This is a genomic window from Candidatus Avoscillospira sp. LCP25S3_F1 (assembly GCF_052117125.1).
Classification (GTDB): domain Bacteria; phylum Bacillota; class Clostridia; order Oscillospirales; family Oscillospiraceae; genus Avoscillospira_A.
In genome coordinates, this window is the sequence record NZ_JBQKJT010000012.1 from 44,142 (window position 1) to 63,206 (window position 19,065).

At 61.3% G+C, this 19,065-nt stretch carries 17 protein-coding genes; 6 read left to right on the plus strand and 11 right to left on the minus strand.

Features of this window, described 5'->3' with window-relative positions:
* Positions 1-59: 59 nt before the first annotated feature.
* Genes ACTQ33_RS11765 through ACTQ33_RS11775 form a run of 3 tightly spaced genes read right to left on the minus strand, consistent with a single transcriptional unit; the run spans position 60 to position 4,064 of the window.
* Entirely contained in the window at positions 60-1,898 is a 1,839-nt protein-coding gene (locus ACTQ33_RS11765) for an ABC transporter ATP-binding protein (RefSeq protein ID WP_441464788.1), read from the minus strand.
* Positions 1,879-3,627 (minus strand): ABC transporter ATP-binding protein, encoded by a 1,749-nt coding sequence (locus ACTQ33_RS11770; protein WP_441464789.1) that lies wholly within the window; start codon positions 3,625-3,627, stop codon positions 1,879-1,881. The genes ACTQ33_RS11765 and ACTQ33_RS11770 overlap by 20 nt, the downstream gene beginning before the upstream one ends.
* The gene (locus ACTQ33_RS11775) at positions 3,624-4,064 is read right to left on the minus strand and encodes a MarR family winged helix-turn-helix transcriptional regulator (RefSeq protein ID WP_441464790.1); all 441 of its coding nucleotides are present in this window, start codon (positions 4,062-4,064) and stop codon (positions 3,624-3,626) included. The genes ACTQ33_RS11770 and ACTQ33_RS11775 overlap by 4 nt, the downstream gene beginning before the upstream one ends.
* A gap of 139 nt (positions 4,065-4,203) precedes the next feature.
* Between ACTQ33_RS11775 and mnmA the strand changes: the two genes are divergently transcribed.
* From mnmA to ACTQ33_RS11790, 3 genes are all read left to right on the plus strand, one after another.
* Positions 4,204-5,229 carry a tRNA 2-thiouridine(34) synthase MnmA gene (gene mnmA, locus ACTQ33_RS11780; protein WP_441464791.1) on the plus strand — a complete coding sequence of 342 codons (1,026 nt, stop codon included), beginning with the start codon at positions 4,204-4,206 and terminating at the stop codon, positions 5,227-5,229.
* Between the two features lie 17 nt (positions 5,230-5,246).
* Entirely contained in the window at positions 5,247-5,993 is a 747-nt protein-coding gene (locus ACTQ33_RS11785) for an NTP transferase domain-containing protein (protein ID WP_441464792.1), read from the plus strand.
* Between the two features lie 226 nt (positions 5,994-6,219).
* Positions 6,220-6,651: a hypothetical protein gene (locus ACTQ33_RS11790; RefSeq protein WP_441464793.1), complete on the plus strand. Its 432-nt coding sequence runs from the start codon at positions 6,220-6,222 to the stop codon at positions 6,649-6,651.
* A 149-nt stretch (positions 6,652-6,800) separates the two neighbouring features.
* Here the strand turns inward: ACTQ33_RS11790 and ACTQ33_RS11795 are convergent, their stop codons facing one another.
* From ACTQ33_RS11795 to ACTQ33_RS11805, 3 genes are all read right to left on the minus strand, one after another.
* Complete coding sequence (locus ACTQ33_RS11795) at positions 6,801-7,421, minus strand: YitT family protein (RefSeq protein ID WP_441464794.1); 621 nt, start codon at positions 7,419-7,421, stop codon at positions 6,801-6,803.
* 124 nt (positions 7,422-7,545) lie between these two features.
* Positions 7,546-10,056, minus strand: a complete 2,511-nt coding sequence (locus ACTQ33_RS11800) for a heavy metal translocating P-type ATPase (protein WP_441464795.1) — start codon at positions 10,054-10,056, stop codon at positions 7,546-7,548.
* A gap of 9 nt (positions 10,057-10,065) precedes the next feature.
* Entirely contained in the window at positions 10,066-10,329 is a 264-nt protein-coding gene (locus tag ACTQ33_RS11805) for a metal-sensing transcriptional repressor (RefSeq protein WP_441464796.1), read from the minus strand.
* A gap of 288 nt (positions 10,330-10,617) precedes the next feature.
* Here ACTQ33_RS11805 and ACTQ33_RS11810 point away from each other — a divergent pair, with 288 nt between their 5' ends.
* From ACTQ33_RS11810 to ACTQ33_RS11820, 3 genes are read left to right on the plus strand one after another with little or no spacing between them, the layout of a single operon-like run.
* A complete protein-coding gene (locus tag ACTQ33_RS11810) occupies positions 10,618-13,545 on the plus strand; it encodes an acyl-CoA dehydratase activase-related protein (RefSeq protein WP_441464858.1) in 2,928 nt (975 codons plus the stop codon).
* Complete coding sequence (locus ACTQ33_RS11815) at positions 13,542-14,804, plus strand: 2-hydroxyglutaryl-CoA dehydratase (protein ID WP_441464797.1); 1,263 nt, start codon at positions 13,542-13,544, stop codon at positions 14,802-14,804. Before ACTQ33_RS11810 ends, ACTQ33_RS11815 begins: the two co-directional genes overlap by 4 nt.
* A gap of 24 nt (positions 14,805-14,828) precedes the next feature.
* On the plus strand, positions 14,829-15,683 hold the full coding sequence (locus ACTQ33_RS11820) for a homocysteine S-methyltransferase family protein (RefSeq protein ID WP_441464798.1): 855 nt from the start codon (positions 14,829-14,831) through the stop codon (positions 15,681-15,683).
* A gap of 51 nt (positions 15,684-15,734) precedes the next feature.
* On the opposite strand, the gene ACTQ33_RS11825 is transcribed toward ACTQ33_RS11820, so the two are convergent.
* From ACTQ33_RS11825 to ACTQ33_RS11845, 5 genes are read right to left on the minus strand one after another with little or no spacing between them, the layout of a single operon-like run.
* A complete protein-coding gene (locus tag ACTQ33_RS11825) occupies positions 15,735-16,274 on the minus strand; it encodes a 2-oxoacid:acceptor oxidoreductase family protein (RefSeq protein ID WP_441464799.1) in 540 nt (179 codons plus the stop codon).
* A complete protein-coding gene (locus ACTQ33_RS11830; protein WP_441464800.1) occupies positions 16,275-17,024 on the minus strand; it encodes a thiamine pyrophosphate-dependent enzyme in 750 nt (249 codons plus the stop codon).
* Complete coding sequence (locus tag ACTQ33_RS11835; RefSeq protein ID WP_441464801.1) at positions 17,021-18,088, minus strand: 3-methyl-2-oxobutanoate dehydrogenase subunit VorB; 1,068 nt, start codon at positions 18,086-18,088, stop codon at positions 17,021-17,023. Before ACTQ33_RS11835 ends, ACTQ33_RS11830 begins: the two co-directional genes overlap by 4 nt.
* Before the next feature lies 1 nt (position 18,089).
* On the minus strand, positions 18,090-18,305 hold the full coding sequence (locus ACTQ33_RS11840) for a 4Fe-4S dicluster domain-containing protein (RefSeq protein ID WP_441464802.1): 216 nt from the start codon (positions 18,303-18,305) through the stop codon (positions 18,090-18,092).
* 13 nt (positions 18,306-18,318) lie between these two features.
* A complete protein-coding gene (locus ACTQ33_RS11845; protein ID WP_441464803.1) occupies positions 18,319-18,984 on the minus strand; it encodes a hypothetical protein in 666 nt (221 codons plus the stop codon).
* Between the last annotated feature and the right edge of the window lie 81 nt (positions 18,985-19,065).

Consider the following 19,065-nt stretch of genomic DNA (forward strand, 5'->3'; position numbering starts at 1 on the left):
ACCGGCGGTAAGTTGCCCTATAAAAAAATCATGTAAAACTGTTATTTTGGAGCCGTACATCAACTCAGTTCGGTCATACCGTTATACAGATGGTAATATGCGCCGCCCTGTTCCAACAGCTCATCATGGTCGCCCCGCTCGATAATCCGGCCATGGTCCAGCACCATAATGGCGTTGGCGTTGCGGACCGTACTGAGCCGGTGGGCGATGACAAACACCGTCCGGCCCTCCATCAGCCGGTCCATGCCCTTTTCAATGAGCCGCTCCGTTCGGGTATCGATGTTGGACGTGGCTTCGTCGAGAATCAGCACCGGCGGGTCCGCCACCGCCGCCCGGGCAATGGCCAGAAGCTGCCGCTGGCCCTGGCTCAGATTGGCTCCATCGCCGGTGATGACCGTATCATAGCCCTGGGGCAGACGGGTGATAAAGGAGTGGGCGTTGGCGATTTTGGCGGCTTCGATGACCTCTTCCTCGGTGGCGTCCAGCTTGCCGAACCGGATGTTGTCGGCAATGGTGCCGGAAAACAGGTGGGTGTCCTGGAGGACGATGCCGAGACTGCGGCGCAGGTCCGCTTTGGCAATGTCCCGCACGTCCAGACCGTCATAGGTGATGACGCCGCCGTTGACGTCGTAGAATCGGTTGATGAGGTTGGTGATGGTGGTCTTGCCCGCGCCGGTGGAGCCGACAAAGGCGATTTTCTGGCCCGGCTTGGCGTAGAGACTGACGCCCTGGAGAATCAGCCGGTCCGGCGTATACCCGAAGTCCACATGGTCAAAACGCACGTCGCCCCGCAGGGGTACCAGAGAGCCGTCGGGCTTCTGCCAGGCCCATCGGCCCGTCTTTTCCGTGCAGGCCGTCAGGCCCTCCGGCGTCTCCCGGACACAGGTCAGGTGAATGTTGCCCTCGTCCACCTCCGGCTGTTCCTGCAAGACGGTGAAAATCCGCTCCGCGCCAGCCAGGGCCGACAGCACCATGCCGCTCTGCTGGGTCAGCTGGTTGATGGGCAGCGCCGCCTGTCGGACGAAGACCAGATAGGTGGCCAGACTGCCCACGTCGGTCATGCCCCACAGGGCCATCAGTCCGCCCAGCACCGCCACAATGGCGTAGTTGATATAGGAGATGCTGACCACCGCCGGAACCTGCGTGCCTGCGTAACTCTGGGCGCCGGTACCGGCCTGGCGAAGGGCTTCGTTGTATTCGCTGAAGTCCCGCAGGTTTGCGGCTTCGTGGTTAAAGACCTTGACCACCTTCTGGCCGCTGACCATCTCCTCAATGTATCCGTCCAGACGGCCCAGGTGTTCCTGCTGCCGGGCAAAGTACCGGCGGCTGCGACGGCTGGAATACTGGATATAGGCGAACATGGCGCCGTAGCTGACGGTGACGATCAGGGAAAGACGCCAGTTGAGAATATACAGCAGCACCAGCAGGCCCACCACCTGGATAAAGGTCTGGATGACCATGGCGAAGCTGTTGTTCAGCGCGTCGGAAACCGTGTCCACATCGTTGGTGAAATAGCTCATGGTGTCGCCGTGGCGGCGGCTGTCGAAGAAGGACAGGGGCAGCGTCTGCAAATGGGAAAACAGGTCCCGGCGGATGTCATAGAGGATTTTCTGGGCGGCCCGAACCATGGTCTGGGTGTAGCCCAATGCCGCCAGAACACCGGCGCCGTAGATGGCGGCGGCGATAAGGACGCCCCGGACCAGCGCCCCGCCGTCGCCGCCGGCCAGACTGTTGACGATGGGCCGGATCATATAGGTACCCAGCAGATTGGCCAGGGCGCTGACGGCGGCCAGGACGCCCACAATGACCATGAGGACCGTATGGCGGCCCATGTAGCGGGCCAGGGAACGGACGGTACGGCCCAGGTTTTCCGGCCGCTTATTGGTGGGTCTGGCCATGGCCGTCGCCTCCTTTCACCTGGGAATGGTAGATCTCCTGGTAGATGGGGTCCGTGGCCAGGAGGGTGTCGTGGTTGCCGACGGCGTGAACCTTGCCGTCGTCCAGAATCACAATGACGTCGGCGTTCTGCACCGACGTGATGCGCTGGGCAATGATGAGCTTCGTCACATCCCGGCGCTGGGCCAGGGCCGTGCGGATTTTGGCCTCGGTAGCCATGTCCACGGCGGAGGTGGAATCGTCAAAAATCAGGATTTTCGGCGATTTCAGCAAGGCGCGGGCGATGCACAGCCGCTGTTTCTGGCCGCCGGACACGTTGACACCGCCCTGGCCCAAATCGCTGTCCAGCCCCTTGGGCATCCGCTTTAGAAATTCATCGGCACAGGCCGTGCGACAGGCGTCCCACAATTCCTCGTCGGTGGCATCGGCATTGCCCCACTGGAGATTTTCCCGGACGGTGCCGGAAAACAGAACGTTTTTCTGCAATACGATACCCACGGCCTCCCGCAGGGCGTGGAGATCGTAGTCCCGCACGTCCCGGCCGCCTACCCGCAGCGTGCCGCCGGTGACGTCGTAGAGCCGGGGAATCAGCTGCACCAGCGTCGTCTTGGCCGAGCCGGTGCCGCCCAGAATGCCCACGGTCTGGCCTGAACGGATGTGGAGGTCCACATGGCTCAGGGCGTCGGTCTTGGCGTCGGCAGAGTAGCGGAAGGAGACGTCGTCAAAGTCGATGGAGCCGTCGGCCACCTCGGTGACGGCGTTGGCGGGATTGTCGATGGCCGGGACCTCGTCCAAAACCTCCAGAATCCGGTGGCAGCTGGCCAGGGACCGGGTCAGCAGCAAAAAGACGTTGGACACCAGCATCAGGGAGTTCATCACCTGCATGACGTAGCTGAGAAAGCCCGTCAGCTGGCCCACTTCCAGGGTACCGGCAAGAATCATTCGGCCGCCGAACCACAGCAGCAGCACCGTGGCCCCGTACATGGTCAGCTGAAAGGCCGGTGTGTTGAGGACAGCGGTTTTGAAGGTGTAGCGGCTGGCTTCCATCAGCCCGCTGTTGACCGTCTCAAAGCGGTCCTTGGCGTAGTCCTCCCGGACAAAGGCCTTGATGGCCCGCATGGCCGTCAAATGCTCCTGGACCACGTTGTTCATCCGGTCCACGGCCTTTTGCAGCACCCGGTAGGAGGGGGCCACCTTCCGGACGATGGCCCAGAGGATGACGGCCAGCACCGGCACGCACAGGAAGAAGATCACCGCCAGGGGCGGGCTCATGTAAAAGGACAGGGCCAGGCCCATCAGCAGCATGACGGGGCTGCGGAACACGGCGCGAAAGCCCGTATTAAAGGCGTTTTGCAGCACCGTCACGTCGGTGGTCATGCGGGTGACGAGAGACGATGTCTCAAAGTGGTCCAGATTGGAAAAGGCCAGCTTCTGGACCGCCTCATACTGGGCCCGGCGCAGGTCGGCGCCGAAGCCGTAGGAGGCCCGGGCCGCGTACCGGGCCTGCAAAAAGCCGGTGACCAGGGAGATCAGGGCGAAAAGACCCATGAGCACGCCCTGGTGAAGCATCAGGGGAATGTCCTCATTGGCTACGCCCTCGTCGATGAGCGTGGCCATCAGCACGGGGATAAACAGTTCAAAGGCTGTCTCCACCAGCACCAGCAGAGCGGCCAGAATCAGATACCGTCTCTGGGGACGGAAATAGTGGGCTAGGCGGCGCAGGTCCTTCAAGGCGTCTCCTCCTCTCCCTCAGCGCCCCGGAGATTCCGGTAGGCGCGGTTCAGAAACCGGCTGAACTGCTCCTGTTCCGCTTCGGTGAAGCCCCGGAGCATCTGGGCTTCCAGCTCCTGGCAGCGGACCTCCCAGGCGCTCTGGGCCGCCCGTCCGGCGTCGGTCAGCTCGATCAGCCCTGAGCGGCGGTCGTGCTTGGCGGCGCTGCGGACGATCAGCCCGTTGCGCTCCAAAGCGTCCAGCATCCGGCACACGGCCGAGGGGTCGATTTCAAAATACTCTGCCAGGGTTTTCTGGGTACAGGGGCCGTTGCGGACCAGATACGTCAGCAGTTTGGGCTGTCCGGCTCCCAGGCCGATTTCGGCCAGGTGCCGCCCCAGATAGCTGCGCTGGGCGTGAAAGGCCCGGTATAACAGCATGTGAAAGGACCGTTCCATGGGTTCCTCCTTCTTTGATACGTCAATAATTGATATGTCAATTAGATTATATAGATGGAACAAAAAAAGTCAAGGGGGTTGCATTTTATTGTATAATTGGATATGCTGTTGGGAGAAACCCAAGGGAAAGGAACAACCAATGCGAAAGATTTTAACAGCCATGTCCGGCGGCGTGGACAGCGCCGTGACGGCGGGCCTGCTCCGGCAGATGGGATACGAGCCCGGCGGGGCCACCATGCTCCTGCGCCCCGGCGGAGAGAGCGAGGCCGCCGACGCCGCAGCCGCCGCCCGGCGGCTGAACCTGGAATTTCACTGTTTTCAGTGGCAGCCGGAGTTTGAACGGATGGTCATTGCGCCCTTTGCGCAGGTCTATCAGCAGGGCGGCACGCCCAACCCCTGCATTTTCTGCAACAAGGCGCTGAAATTCGGAAAATTTCTCGATGCGGCGCTGGAACTGGGCTATGACGGCATGGCAACGGGCCACTATGCCCGCATCGAGCAGGACCCGGAGACGGGCCGCTATCTGCTGAAAACGGCCAGGGACAATGCCAAGGACCAGACGTATATGCTGGCGGGTTTGAGCCAGTACCAGTTGGGCCATACGGTCCTGCCTCTGGGCAGCTATACCAAGGCGGAAGTCCGGCAGCAGGCCGAAGCCATGGGCCTGCTGGAGCAGCAGGTGAAAAAGGACTCCCAGGACATCTGTTTTGTCCCCGACGGGGACTATATGGGCTTTCTGTGCCGGTGGGGCCTGGAGCCCCAGCCGGGCAATTTTATCGACCCCGACGGCACGGTGCTGGGACCCCACCGGGGCTATGAGGGCTATACCATCGGCCAGCGGCGGGGATTGGAGATTGCCGCCGGGCGGCGTGTGTATGTCCTGTCCAAGCCGCGGCCCGATGTGGTGGTGGGAGACAGCGACGCCCTGTTCACCACCGATGTGACGGTGACGGGGACCAACTGGATTCCCTGGGAGCAGCCGCCGGAGCAGTTCCGTGCGTCGGTCAAGCTGCGCTATACGGCCAAACCGGCAGCCTGCACCGTCACGGTGACGGACAGCGGCGCGCAGCTGGTGTTCGACGAGCCCCAGCGGGCCGTGACGCCGGGTCAGGCGGCGGTGTTTTATGATGGAGAGCTGGTACTGGGAAGCGGTACCATAGTATGAGAAAGGAAGGATCAACCATGTCTGAAATCAAAGCGGTGGTTCTGGCCGCCGGCAAGGGTACCCGGATGCAGTCCGAATCCTGCCATATGCCCAAGGTGCTGCGGGAGGCCTGCGGCAAGCCGCTGCTGTACCATGTCCTGACCCAGCTGGACTTTATCGCCCCGGAGAACACGGTGCTGGTGGTGGGATATCTCCATGAGCTGGTGGAGCAGGCGTTCCCCGGCTATCCCACGGCGCTGCAGGAGCCGCAGATGGGCACCGGCCACGCCGTCCAGTGCGCCAAAGAGCACCTGAAAGACTTTGACGGCACGGTGCTGGTGTGCTATGGCGACATGCCCCTGGTGCGCAAGGAGGTCTATGAATCCCTGCTGCGGGAGCACGCCGCCTCCGGCGCACAGTGTACCCTGCTGTCGGGCACCTGTGAGGACTATCTGCCCTATGGCCGCGTGCTCATGGATGGGGACAACAATTTCATCGGCGTGGTAGAGGACCGGGACTGCACTGAGGAGCAGAAGAAAATCCGCGATCTGAACGTGGGCATCTACGCGTTTGACTGCAAGGCGCTGCTGGAAGCGCTGGACAAGCTCCAGAACAACAACGCCCAGAAGGAATATTATCTCACCGACGCTCCGGCGCTGATTCAGGCCGCCGGCGGCAAGGTCAAGGTCTGCAAGGCCGTGCTCAATGAGCAGATCATCGGTGTCAACACTCCGGAGCAGCTGGCCCAGACGGAGCACTTCCTCCGGCAGCAGGGCAGAGCGTAACGGAGAGAGGGAATGAAGGCCATCAAACGTTGCACCCGTTGTGCGGTATAGTGATACCGGGTACTGAAAACGTTCCCAATCGCTTCGATATACGATTTTGGGATACCGATTCAGGCAGCGCCCAAAGAAGTGACTGCTTTTTTCGAGAGAACCCTTAAATACTACGTTCAATCGGTCGATATACAGAGTTCCGTATTGCCGCATACAGGAAAAGGGAGTGTAATCCATGTATAATTACCGCCGGAATTTAGTGATTTTTAGTGTTGTTTTGCTGCTGGGACTGGGCCGCTCGGTTTTCTTTTTCCAGGGGCTCAGCACATGGCCGCAGATGTTCCAAAGCGGCGTGCTTCCTACAGGGACGCTGGTCCTGCTGCTGCTGTGCGACGCGCTGACCAGTGTGGGTGCAGTCGTTTCCGGTATTGTGGGAATCTGCCTGAGAAAAAAGGATAAGGGACTCATTCCTTGGAGCATCCTGGCCTTTTTGGTGTGCATCGCATTCTTTGCCAATGCAATGCTGTTGATCGCTAACAGCAGCGGAGAGTATAGTAATTACACCAGCCGCAGAGGCATTGCCTATCTGGCGGCGCTCCCCGCACTGCAGGGACTTTGCTACATCGGCGTTGAGAAAAACTGGGCTGCAAAGTTCCAGAGAAACTGACAAAAAACAATATGCGGTACCGGCTCGCAACAATCCATTCAGCGTATTCCTGAACAGGCCCTCCGGGGCCTGTTTTTTGTTGTGCAAAAAATCAGGAATGCGCCTTCCAGTTTGCCCAGTTTCGAGGTGTGCGGAAAGCGCATAACGGTTTATGCGGTTTCCCGGCGGGAGACGCGGAACGTCTGGATTTTGTCGATTAAAAACGAGGACAGGGTCACGGTGATGAGAGAATAGGCGATGCGCTGCCAGGGGATATAGCTGAGGGACAGCAGCAGCACCGTCAGGTCCGTAGCCAGATAGGCAATGGCAATGCGGCAGCCGCTGACCTTGGCAATGATCAGGGCCAGGGCGTCATCGCCGCCGGAAGCGCCGCCCTCCCGGACCACCAGCCCCACGCCCACGCCCACGAAGAGCCCGCCCAGCAGACAGGCCGCCAGGGGATAGGGGGACAGGTCCGGCAGCACATAGCCAAACCATTCATAGATGTTGTAACAGGCCGAAAATCCCACACTGGCTACCAGGGCGTTTTTCAGAAAGGCTTTGCCCAGGAGCCGGAAGCCGAAAATGTAGCAGGTGATATCCAGAATCAGGCCGGAAATACCCGGTGTGATGTGGAACCAGTGCTGAATCAGCAGCGTCATACCCAGGACGCCGCCCTCGGTGATGGCGGTCCGGCTGTGGACGTTGTACAGGCCAAAGGCCAGAATGGCTACGCCCAGCAGCAGCGTCCCGTAGTGGCGCAATGCGTTGCGGCGTGCGTTCGTCGTCATGATAAAACCTCCTTCTATCCGACAGCTACAGTATAAACCATACAGTAACTGTACAGTCAAGGGGCATTACAAAAAAAGGGACACCGTGCCATACGGTGTCCCTTCGGCGTGTTTGGCGGGGCGGTCACGCCACTTCGTAACCGGCCTCGGTGATGGCGGCCCGGATGGCGCCCTCCAGGGCGGCATCGGAGACGGTGCAGGTGACGGTTTTGGCCTCCAGGTCCACCTTGGCGGCGGAAGCGCCGGCATCGGTGGCGGCCTTTTCCACCCGGGCGGCACAGTGTCCGCACATCATACCGTTGACAGTGATGGTCAGTTCTTGCATGGTTTCGTTCCTCCTGACAGATTCTTGTGGGATGGGTTGTGGAATAGTCCGCAGGCTGGGCCGGAAGGACCGCAGCCGCAGGGCATTGGTGACGACGCAGACCGAGCTGAGGCTCATGGCCGCGGCGGCAAACATGGGGGACAGCTGCAAATGGAACAGCGGATACAGCGCGCCCGCCGCCACCGGAATGCAGATGACATTATAAAAGAACGCCCAGAACAGATTTTCCTTGATGTTGCGGATGGTGGCACGGGACAATTCCACGGCCGTCACCGCGTCGGTGAGACTGCTCTTCATCAAGACGATGTCGGCGGACTCCATGGCGATGTCCGCACCCGCGCCGATGGCTAAACCCACGTCGGCACGAGCCAGGGCCGGGGCGTCATTGATGCCGTCGCCCACCATGGCTACCTTATGGCCCTCCTGCTGGAGCCGGGCCACATGGCGCTCCTTGTCCGTGGGCAGGACCTCGGCAATGACATTGTCGAGACCCAGCTGGCGGCCGATGGCCTTGGCGGTCCGCTCGTTGTCGCCGGTCAGCAGCACCACCGAAAGGCCCAGCTTGGAGAATCCCTCGATGGCGGCGGCGCTGGTGTCCTTCACCGTGTCGGCCACGGCGATCATGCCCACCAATTCCCCATTCCGGACGAAGTACAGGGGCGTTTTGCCCGCTTCGGCCAGGGCGTCGGATTGGGCGGCCACGGCGGAATCATCCAGGGACAGCTCTTTGAGAAAGGCCCGGTTGCCGGCGGCCCAGGGGGTTCCGTCCAGGGTGGCCCGGACGCCCTTGCCATGGACGGCGGCAAAGTCCGCCACAGGGGAGCGGGACAGGCCCCGGCGTTCCGCTTCGGCCACAATGGCCGCGCCCAAGGGGTGCTCCGACGGATATTCCACGCTGGCGGCAGCCTGTAACAGAGCCGTCTCGCTGAGATCAGACAGGGGAAGCACATCGGTGACCTTGGGTTTGCCCTCGGTGACGGTGCCGGTCTTGTCGAGGACGATGGTATCCACGTCCCGCAGCGTTTCCAGCGCTTCGGCGGATTTGATGAGGATGCCGTGCTCCGCGCCCTTGCCGGTGCCGACCATAATGGCGACGGGGGTGGCAAGACCCAGGGCGCAGGGGCAGGAGATGACCAGTACCGCCACGGCGGAGGTCAGGGCCTGCCCGATGCTGTGGCCGGTGACCAGCCAGACAATGGCCGTCAAAAGGGAAATGGACATGACCACCGGTACAAAGATACCGGAAACCTTGTCGGCCAGCCGGGCAATGGGGGCCTTGGACCCGGCGGCGTCCTCCACCAGCCGGACCATCTGGGAAAGGGTGGTGTCCTGGCCCACCCGGGTGGCCCGGACCGTCAGAACGCCGGAGCCGTTGACCGACGCGGAGATCACCGTGTCGCCGGGGCCTTTGTCAACCGGGATGGATTCGCCGGTGAGGGCCGACTGATCGACCGCCGACTGGCCCTCCACCACCACGCCGTCCACGGGCATGGCCTTGCCTGGCCGCACCAGCAGCAAATCGCCCAGCTGCACCTGCTCCACGGGAATCTCCACCTCGCCGCCGTCCCGCAGGACCGTGGCCGTCTTGGGGGACAAATCCAGCAGTCGGGCAATGGCCTGGCCCGTGCGGCCCTTGGAGCGGGTCTCCAGGAATTTGCCCACGGTGATGAGGGTGACGATCATGGCCGCCGATTCAAAGTACAGCTCCATGGTGTACTTTTCCACCAGGTCCATACGGTCGTGGCCCAGTCCGTAGCCGATGGCGTACAGGGCGGCGATACCGTAAACCACCGCCGCCGACGCGCCCACGGCAATCAGAGAATCCATGTTGGGCGAACGGTTCCACAGGGCCTTGAAGCCCACCCGGAAGTATTTTTGATTGATAATCAGCGGCGGCAGCGTCAGCAAAAAGGCTGTCAGGGCGAAGATCAACGCGTTTTCTGTCCCGTGGAAGATATGGGGCAGGGGCCAGCCCATCATGTGACCCATGGACAGATAGAACAGCGGTACCATAAAGACAACCGACCAGATCAGGCGTTGTTTCATGGACTTTAATTCCGCTTCGTTGTTGGGCTGGGCGGGGGCCATGGGGGCGGCGGCGTTGGTCTGGGGCAGGGAAGCGCCGTATCCGGCTTTGACCACGGCATCAATGATGGGTTGGCTGTCGCCGTCGTGTTCCACCACCATGGACCCGCCCAGGAGATTGACGTTGACCGAGCAGACGCCGGGCACCTGTTTGACGGCCTTTTCCACGTGGGCCGAACAGGCGGCGCAGGTCATGCCGGTGACGGTAAATTTTTCTTTCTGCATGGTCTCACCTCACTTGAGGATTTTCTGGAGCATGGCCACCAGCTCGTCGATTTTCTCGTCTCGCTGCTCCTGGGTTTCGGCGGCGCTGACACAGTGCTTTAAATGGGCCGTCAGCACCTGCCGGTTGACGGTGGTCAAAAGGGCCGTGGTGGCCATCAACTGCTGGGAAATATCCATACAGTACCGGTCCTCTTCCACCATTCTGATGATGCCGTCAATCTGGCCCCGGGCCGTCTTCAACAGCCGCAGGACCTGCTTGGGGTCTGCCATCATGGGAACTACCTCCTGGAGTAACACCCCTCTGGGGTGTAGTGTTTATGGCCGCATTATACAACGGCACCGGCCGGTTGTCAAGGGGTATGACCTAGAAAAGCAGTAGGAAAATAATGCGGGCGACGGTGTAAAGACATTAACGCCAAAAAGACCGGGCTGGAAACAGGGGTTTTTGTGCAATTCTCAATGGCGGAAAGAAAATTCCTTGACATTGCAAAAATAGGGGGTTATTCTTAGTTTGTACTGCCTTTTTGCAGTTTTATGAGGTGATTTAGATTGAATAAAGAAATTCGCGTCGGTCTGGATATCGGCTCCACCACCCTCAAGGCAGTGGCCCTGGACGACACCGGCGCGCTCCTGTATGAAAAGTACGAACGACACTATTCCATGATTACGGAGAAGGCCGCCGCCATGCTCCGGGACATCGCAAACACCATCGGTACCGGTGACGTGCGCTTTGCCATTTCCGGCTCCGCCGGTATGGGGCTGGCCGAACGGCTGGGACTGGCCTTCCAGCAGGAGGTCTACGCCACCCGCCAGGCGGTGGAAAGCGTCTTGGGCGACGTGGACACGGTCATTGAGCTGGGCGGCGAGGACGCCAAAATCCTGTTCCTGACCAACAACGGCCGCAAGGATTTGGAAGTGCGCATGAACGGCAGCTGCGCCGGCGGCACCGGCGCATTCATCGACCAGATGGCCACGCTGCTGAACGTGACGCCGGACCAACTCAACGATCTGGCCGCCCACTATGAAAAGCTCTATTCCGTGGCGTCCCGCTGCGGCGTCTTCGCCAAGTCCGACATTCAGCCTCTGCTGAACCAGGGCGCAAAGAAGGAGGACGTGGCCGCCAGTATCCTGGCCGCCGTGGTCAACCAGACCATTGCCGGTCTGGCCCAGGGCCGTCAGATCGCCGGGCGGGTGGTCTACCTGGGCGGCCCCCTGACGTTCCTGCCGGAACTGCGCAACAGCTTCGACCGGATTCTGGGCCTGAAGGGCATCTGCCCCGATCACTCCCTGTACTTCGTGGCCCGGGGCGCGGCGGAGCTGGCCGACTCCCGGGTGAACCTGGAGGAGCTGGCCGCCACGCTGGACGCGGCAGTGGCCGGCAACGATTACAAGTCCTGCAAGCCCCTCTTTGCCAACGAGGAGGAGTATCAGGAGTTCAAAACCCGCCACGACGCCGACCGGGTGGAAACCGTCGAGGACCCCGGCTACAGCGGAAAAACCTATCTGGGCGTGGACGCCGGTTCCACCACCGTCAAGGCCGTGCTCATGCGGGAGGATGAGCAGATTCTCTATACCTCCTATCTCCCCAACGGCGGCAATCCGGTGCCCCTGGTCAAGGAGTTCCTGGAGACGGTCTACCGGAAATTCCCCAACATGACCATTGCCGGGGCGGCCTCCACCGGCTACGGCGAGGACATGGTCCGCAGCGCCTTCTGCTTCGACACGTCTCTCGTTGAGACCATGGCCCATTTTGCCGCGGCGAAAAAGTTCCAGCCCGACGTGGACTTTATCATCGACATCGGCGGCCAGGATATCAAGTGCTTCCAAATTCGGGGCGGCGTCATCGACAACATTTTCCTCAATGAGGCCTGTTCCTCCGGCTGCGGCTCCTTTTTGCAGACCTTCGCCGGGGCCTTGGGCTATTCCATTGCCGACTTTGCCCAACGGGGCATCTACGCCGACAATCCCGTGGACCTGGGTTCCCGCTGCACGGTCTTTATGAACTCCTCCGTCAAGCAGGCCCAGAAGGACGGCGCTTCCATTGAGAATATCTCGGCGGGCCTGTCCGTCAGCGTCGTGAAGAACGCCATCTATAAGGTCATTCGGGCCGCCAACGGCGATGCACTCGGAAAGCACATCGTGGTCCAGGGCGGTACGTTCCTCAACGATGCCGTGCTGCGGGCCTTTGAGCAGGAGATCGGTCGCAACGTCACCCGGCCCAACATCGCCGGATTGATGGGCGCCTACGGCGCGGCCCTCTACGCCAAGCGCAAGGCCACCGGCGGCAAGAGCACGGTGCTGAATGTGGAGGGGCTGGCAAAGTTCACCCACCAGGTGCGGAATATCACCTGCAACGGCTGCGAAAACCACTGTTCCCTGACCATCAACACCTTCGACGGCGGCCGCCGGTTCATCGGCGGCAACCGCTGCGAGAAACCCACGGCCAAGAAGGGCAACGCCGTCCAGATGAGCCTCTACGACTACAAGCGGCAGCTGTTGGCCGGGTACACGGCCCAGCCCGGCAGACGGGGCAAGCTGGGCATCCCCATGGGCCTCAATTTCTTTGAATTGCTGCCGTTCTTCCACACGTTCTTCACCAAGCTGGGCTTTGAGGTCCTCCAGTCGCCGGTGTCCAGCCGGAGCCTGTACCAGCTGGGTCAGAACACCATCTCCAGCGATACGGCCTGTTATCCGGCCAAGCTGATGCACGGACATATCCAATCCCTCATCGACAGCGGCGTGGAGACCATCTTCTACCCCTGTCTCACCTACAACATGGACGAGGGCAAGGGCACCAACCACTACAACTGTCCCGTGGTGGCCTACTATCCCGAGGTCATCCGGGTCAATATGCCCGACGTGCGGAACATCCGCTTCCTCAGCGATTACCTGTGCATCCACGATAAAAAGCAGTTCCTCAAGGGCATTTTTGCCTGTCTCCATCCCCACTGGCCCGATATCACCAAGCGGGAATTGCAGCAGGCGGCGGAGGCGGCCTACCAGGAGTACCACGCCTATCTGGACAAAATCCACCGCAAGGGCGAGGAATATCTCCGCCTGGCCCGGGAAAAGGGGCTGCCGGTCATCATTCTGGCGGGCCGTCCCTACCACCTGGACCCGGAGGTGAACCACGGCATCGATCAGCTCATCGGCGAGCTGGGGGCCGTCGTCATCTCCGAGGATGCCATCGCGTGGAAAGAAGAGAAATTCCCTGTCAACGTCCTCAACCAGTGGACCTACCATACCCGGCTCTATGCCGCGGCCAAATTCGTGGCCGAGAGCCACGACCCCAAGCTGAACCTGGTGCAGATGGTCTCCTTCGGCTGCGGCCTGGATGCCATCACCACCGACGAGGTGCGCTCTATCCTGGAGCGGGGCGGCAAAATTTACACCCAGATCAAGATCGATGAGATCACCAACCTGGGCGCCGTCCGCATCCGTCTGCGCAGCCTATTCTCCGCACTCAATGACCAAGGAGGTGCCCAATGAGCGGCCCCAAGTTCACGGAGGTCATGAAAAAGGACTATACCATCCTGATTCCCGACATGACCACCATCCACTTCAAATTTCTCGCCCACATCTTCCGGTCCTACGGCTACAACGTGGAAATCCTCTACAACCAGGGCCAGGAGGTGGTGGACGAGGGCCTCAAATACGTCCACAACGACACCTGTTATCCGGCCCTGCTGTGCATCGGCCAGATGATGGACGCCCTCCACTCGGGCAAGTACGACGTCCATAAGACGGCGCTGCTCCTGAGCCAGACCGGCGGCGGCTGCCGGGCGTCCAACTATGTGTGCCTGCTCCGCAAGGCGCTGGACAAGGCGGGCTTTGACTTTGTACCGGTGCTGTCGCTGAACTTTGCCGGTCTCGACGAAAACGCCATTCCCTTTACGATTCCCATGGTCATCAAGGCCATGATGGCCGTCATCTACGGCGATACGCTGATGCTGCTGCGGAATCAGGTGATTCCATACGAGATCGAAAAGGGCGATGCCGACCGGCTCACCGAGGAGTGGACGGCCCGGCTGCTGTCCAATTTCCGTTCCACACAGCTGCTGTCCCGGCGGACGCTGCGGAAAAACCTCAATGCCATTGCCGCCGACTTTGCCAAAATCCCCGTCCGCGACGAACAGCGAGTCAAGGTGGGCGTGGTTGGAGAAATCTACGTCAAATACGCGGCACTGGGCAATAATAATCTGGAACAGTTCCTCTATGAGCAGGGCTGTGAAACCATGGTGCCGGGCCTCTATGACTTCATCATGTACACCATGCAGAACTCCCTGGAGGACGACGCCCTCTACGGCAGCAGCAAATGGAAGCACTTTTTCCATGTGCAGATCGTCAAGTTCCTCAACGGCATCCGCAACGAAATGCGCAAGGCCGCCATGGACCACGGCTTTACGGCCCCCTCGGAATTTTCCCACCTGCTGGACCTGGCCGCCAGCGTCATCGGCCGGGGCTGCAAGATGGGCGAGGGCTGGCTGCTGTCCGGCGAGATGATGGAGCTGGCCGAGCTGGGCTACGCCAATATCATCACGGTCCAGCCCTTCGGATGCCTGCCCAACCACATCGTAGCCAAGGGCATGGCCCGCACGGTCAAGGAAAAGTGCCCCCAGGCCAACATCGTGGCCATCGACTACGACCCTGGCGCGACGCGGGTCAATCAGGAGAACCGCATCAAGCTGATGCTGTCCATTGCAAGAGAAAACCTCAAGCAGCAGGAACAGGAACCGGCCCTGGTATAAGGGGCCACGGAGAAAGGAGCACCCATGACGAAAGAACAACTGACCGAACGGCTACAGCAAGGCCCGCTGATTCTCGACGGCGCCACCGGCTCCAATTTGATGCTGGCCGGTATGCCCCGGGGCGTGTCCACGGAATTGTGGGTGCTGGAACACCGGCAGGCCCTCATTGATTTGCAGCGGGCCTATGTGGCCGCCGGGTCCCAAGTGGTCTACGCCCCCACCTTCCAGGCCAACCGGGTCAGTATGCCCGAGGCCGATATTCCGTCCCTGATCCCCTCCCTGGTGGCCATCAGCCGGGAAGCCGTGGGCGGTCAGGTGCTGGTGGCCGGCGACGTGAGCACCACAGGCCGTATGGCGCCCCTTGGCCCCGTCACCTATGACGAATTGGTGGAGTGCTATATGGAGGTCATCACGGCCCTCAAGCGGGCCGGTGTGGACTACATCGCCGCCGAAACCCTCATGACGGTGGAAGAGGCCACGGCCATTCTCGACGCCGCCAACGCCGTCACGGACCTGCCGGTGGTGGTGTCCATGACCATCGAGGCCGACGGCGGTCTGCTCTTCGGCGGCAACATCTTCGATGCCTGTGAGCAGCTGGAAGCCATGGGCGCGGCGGCGGTGGGCATCAACTGCGCCGTGGGTCCCAATCAGCTGACCAGTATCATCCGGACCCTTCGGGAGCGAATCAGCGTCCCCCTCATCGCCAAGCCCAACGCCGGTATGCCGGAGATCAACGACCAGGGCGTGGCCGTCTACTCCATGGGTCCAGAGGAGTTTGCCCAGCATATGGTTGCCCTGCGGGACGTGGGCGCATCCATTCTGGGCGGCTGCTGCGGCACCAGCCCCGATTATATCCGCGCCATGTGCCAGCGGCTGTAACATAGTAAAAATCCCGGATTCCCACAGGAATCCGGGATTTTTTGTGTCAGATCAGCCGTGATACTCGCGGCCCAGCTGCAAGGCCGTCTCATTGACGGCGAGCAGGTTCTGCTTCCGGGCGGAAACCACCTTGGCAAGCGCTTCGGCCATGTGGCCGTCGCCCAGCTCCGGGCAGTCGGCCAGGACCTTGCCCATGAGGACCATATTGGCCAGGGTGGACATATCGTGGTCTATGGCGATTTTGGTGGCGGGGATGTAGCACACGGTGACGTCGGTACGGCGCACAGGCCGGGTCACCAGCGTGGAATCCACGAAGATTTTACCGCCGGGCACCACAGCGTCCTCGTACTTGTCCAGGGACGGCAGGTTCATGGCAATCAGCACGTCGGGATTGTTGACGATGGGGGAACCCACCGGTTCGTCGGAGAGGATGACGGAGCAGTTGGCCGTGCCGCCGCGCATCTCCGGACCGTAGGAGGGCAGCCACGACACCTGACGGTTTTCAATCAATCCCTTATAGGCCAGGAATTTCCCGGCAAACAGAATGCCCTGCCCGCCGAAGCCCGCAAACAGCAGATTGGTCGTCGCCATTTACTCCACCTCCTTTGTCAAATCCTTGTAGACCCCCAAAGGATAGTAGGGAATCATGGCCGAATCCACCCATTCCAGCGCCTGCTGCGGCGTCATGCCCCAGTTGGTGGGACAGGAGGACACCACTTCAATCAGGCTGAAGCCCTTGCCTTCCACCTGATTGCGGAACGCGGTCTCAATGGCCTTTTTGGCCTTTTTCACGTTCTTGACGTTGTTGACGGCCACCCGTTCCAGATACACCGCGCCGTCCACCTGGGACAGCAGCTCGCAGACCTTGACAGGGAAGCCCACGGTCTTCACGTCGCGGCCATAGGGGGAGGTCTGGGTCACCTGTCCGGGGAGACTGGTGGGGGCCATCTGGCCGCCGGTCATGCCGTAAATGGCGTTGTTGACGAAAATCACCGTGATATTCTCTCGCCGGGCCGCGGCGTGGACGATTTCGGCCATGCCGATGGACGCCAGATCGCCGTCGCCCTGGTAGGTAAACACAATGTTGCCGGGGTTGGCCCGCTTGCAGCCGGTGGCCACGGCGGGGGCGCGGCCGTGGGCCGCTTCGATCATATCGCAGGCAAAGTAGTTATAGGCCATGACGGCGCAGCCCACAGGGGCGATGCCGACGGTGCGGCCCTCGATGCCCAGGGTATCAATGGCTTCGGCCACCAGACGGTGGATGATGCCGTGGGTGCAGCCGGGGCAGTAGTGCATGGGCGCGTCGGTCAACGCGTGGGGCTTCTGAAAGACGATGCTCATTGGTTGGTACCTCCCTCATTGGCATGGACAATGGATTCCAGCACCTGTTCCGGCGAGGGGATCATACCGCCGGCGCGGTTGCACAGGTACACGGGACGGCGGCAGCGGGTGGCCAGCTCCACGTCCTCAATCATCTGGCCCATGGACAGCTCCACCGACACGAAGGCCTTGCAGTGGTCGGCGGCGGCCAGCAGCGGCTTCCTGGGGAAGGGCCAGAGGGTGATGGGACGGATCAGACCCGCCTTGATGCCCCGTTTCCGGGCTTCATTGATGGCGTTCTTGGAGACGCGGGCGGCGATGCCGTAGGCCACCACGCACACGTCGGCATCGTCCATTAAGTACGACTCCCAGCGGACTTCTTTCTCCGCAATGGCGGCGTACCGCTCGTAGCGGTCAAAGTTGAACCGCTCCAGCTCCGCCGGGTCCAGGGACAGGGAGTTGATAATGTTGTGCTTGCGGCCGCTCTGGGTGCCGGTGACGGCCCAGGGCTTTTCGATGCGCTCCGGCTCGCTGGTGTTCAGCGCCACCGGCTCCATCATCTGGCCCATGGTGCCGTCGGCGAAGATCATGGCCGTCATGCGGTAGCGGTCGGCCAGATCAAAGGCCGTCCGGGTCAGGTCGGCCATCTCCTGGACGCTGGCCGGGGCCAGAACGATCATATGGAAGTCGCCGTGGCCGGGGGCCCGGGTGGCCTGGAAGTAGTCGGACTGGGACGGCTGAATGCCGCCGAGACCGGGGCCGCCCCGCTGGATGTTGACCACGACAGCGGGCAGATCGGAACCGGCCAGATAGGAAAGACCCTCCGATTTCAGGGACAGTCCGGGGCTGGAAGAGGAGGTCATGACCCGGGCGCCTGCGGCGGAAGCGCCGTAGACCATGTTGATGGCCGCGATCTCACTTTCGGCCTGCAAAAAGGTGCCGCCGATCTTGGGCATCCGCTTGGCCATATAGGCGGCAATCTCCGTTTGGGGCGTGATGGGATAACCGAAATAGAACCGGCATCCGGCCTGGATGGCGGCTTCCGCAATGGCCTCGTTGCCCTTCATCAAAACTTTGTCTGCCATGTTACACCTCTTCCTTTTCTACGGTAATGACGCAGTCGGGACACATGGTGGCGCAGAAAGCGCAGGCCACACAGGCGGCGGCGTCGGTCATCTCCGCCGGGTGGTGGCCCTTGGCGTTAATGCGGTCGGCGGACAGGCGGAGAATCTTCTTGGGACATGCGTTGACGCAAAGGCCGCAGCCCTTGCACTGATCCTCCTGGAACGTAACAGTTGCCATAAAATGGTTCCTCCTAAAAGAAATCCCGGGCCTGAAGCGTCAGGCCCAGCAGATGGGGAAGTTTGTCTTGCAGCTCCGGCAGCAGCCGGGCATCCACGGTGGTCATGGCGATGGGCAGGCCGCTGCGCTGCGATACCTCCTCGGCGTAGGACAGGGAATCCAGCACCGTCTGGGCCGTGGTCTCCGGCCCCAGGTTGGAGTTGTTGACCAGGGCCGTGGCCCGGATGCCGCCGGCAGTCTCAATCTCCCGGAGAATTTCCAATGTGTCCGGGGCGTCGTGGGACAGGGGCCGGTAGCCGTTGATGACCAGATAGAACGCGTAATCGCCCTCTTTGAGGATGCCGGGGGCGTACCGGCCCAGGGCCAATGCGCCCCGGTCGTCGCCGCCGATATCCAGGACGGCATAGCGGCTGGTATCGTCCACGATGGCGTACATCTCCTGGGGCAGCGCCGGCAGGTCCACATTGGACCCGGCGTAGGGCGACGACAGGAGCCGAATCCCCTGGGCGGCCAGCCGGTCCCGGCTGTCGGCAGAGCGGAAATAGGGATTGACGATGTCCAGGTCCGCCACGGTGACGGCCTTGCCGGAAGCGGCCAGCTGCTCGGCATAGTTGATGGCGATATTGGTTTTACCGGAGCCGTAATGGCCGGCAAAAAGGGTAATGCGATGGGGTTTCATAACAAATCACCTAGTAGGTATTGTAGCACAAATCGGGGAGAACGCAAGGAAAATACGGCGGCGGGGTACGTTCCCCCTGCC

What these genes read in the sequence shown, in the direction of transcription:
- ACTQ33_RS11765 (WP_441464788.1), bottom strand. Translation starts at nt 1,898, where the DNA reads ATGGCCAGACCCACCAATAAGCGGCCGGAAAACCTGGGCCGTACCGTC.
- ACTQ33_RS11775 (WP_441464790.1), bottom strand. Translation starts at nt 4,064, where the DNA reads ATGGAACGGTCCTTTCACATGCTGTTATACCGGGCCTTTCACGCCCAG.
- mnmA (WP_441464791.1), top strand. Translation starts at nt 4,204, where the DNA reads ATGCGAAAGATTTTAACAGCCATGTCCGGCGGCGTGGACAGCGCCGTG.
- ACTQ33_RS11785 (WP_441464792.1), top strand. Translation starts at nt 5,247, where the DNA reads ATGTCTGAAATCAAAGCGGTGGTTCTGGCCGCCGGCAAGGGTACCCGG.
- ACTQ33_RS11790 (WP_441464793.1), top strand. Translation starts at nt 6,220, where the DNA reads ATGTATAATTACCGCCGGAATTTAGTGATTTTTAGTGTTGTTTTGCTG.
- ACTQ33_RS11795 (WP_441464794.1), bottom strand. Translation starts at nt 7,421, where the DNA reads ATGACGACGAACGCACGCCGCAACGCATTGCGCCACTACGGGACGCTG.
- ACTQ33_RS11800 (WP_441464795.1), bottom strand. Translation starts at nt 10,056, where the DNA reads ATGCAGAAAGAAAAATTTACCGTCACCGGCATGACCTGCGCCGCCTGT.
- ACTQ33_RS11805 (WP_441464796.1), bottom strand. Translation starts at nt 10,329, where the DNA reads ATGATGGCAGACCCCAAGCAGGTCCTGCGGCTGTTGAAGACGGCCCGG.
- ACTQ33_RS11815 (WP_441464797.1), top strand. Translation starts at nt 13,542, where the DNA reads ATGAGCGGCCCCAAGTTCACGGAGGTCATGAAAAAGGACTATACCATC.
- ACTQ33_RS11820 (WP_441464798.1), top strand. Translation starts at nt 14,829, where the DNA reads ATGACGAAAGAACAACTGACCGAACGGCTACAGCAAGGCCCGCTGATT.
- ACTQ33_RS11825 (WP_441464799.1), bottom strand. Translation starts at nt 16,274, where the DNA reads ATGGCGACGACCAATCTGCTGTTTGCGGGCTTCGGCGGGCAGGGCATT.
- ACTQ33_RS11830 (WP_441464800.1), bottom strand. Translation starts at nt 17,024, where the DNA reads ATGAGCATCGTCTTTCAGAAGCCCCACGCGTTGACCGACGCGCCCATG.
- ACTQ33_RS11835 (WP_441464801.1), bottom strand. Translation starts at nt 18,088, where the DNA reads ATGGCAGACAAAGTTTTGATGAAGGGCAACGAGGCCATTGCGGAAGCC.
- ACTQ33_RS11840 (WP_441464802.1), bottom strand. Translation starts at nt 18,305, where the DNA reads ATGGCAACTGTTACGTTCCAGGAGGATCAGTGCAAGGGCTGCGGCCTT.
- ACTQ33_RS11845 (WP_441464803.1), bottom strand. Translation starts at nt 18,984, where the DNA reads ATGAAACCCCATCGCATTACCCTTTTTGCCGGCCATTACGGCTCCGGT.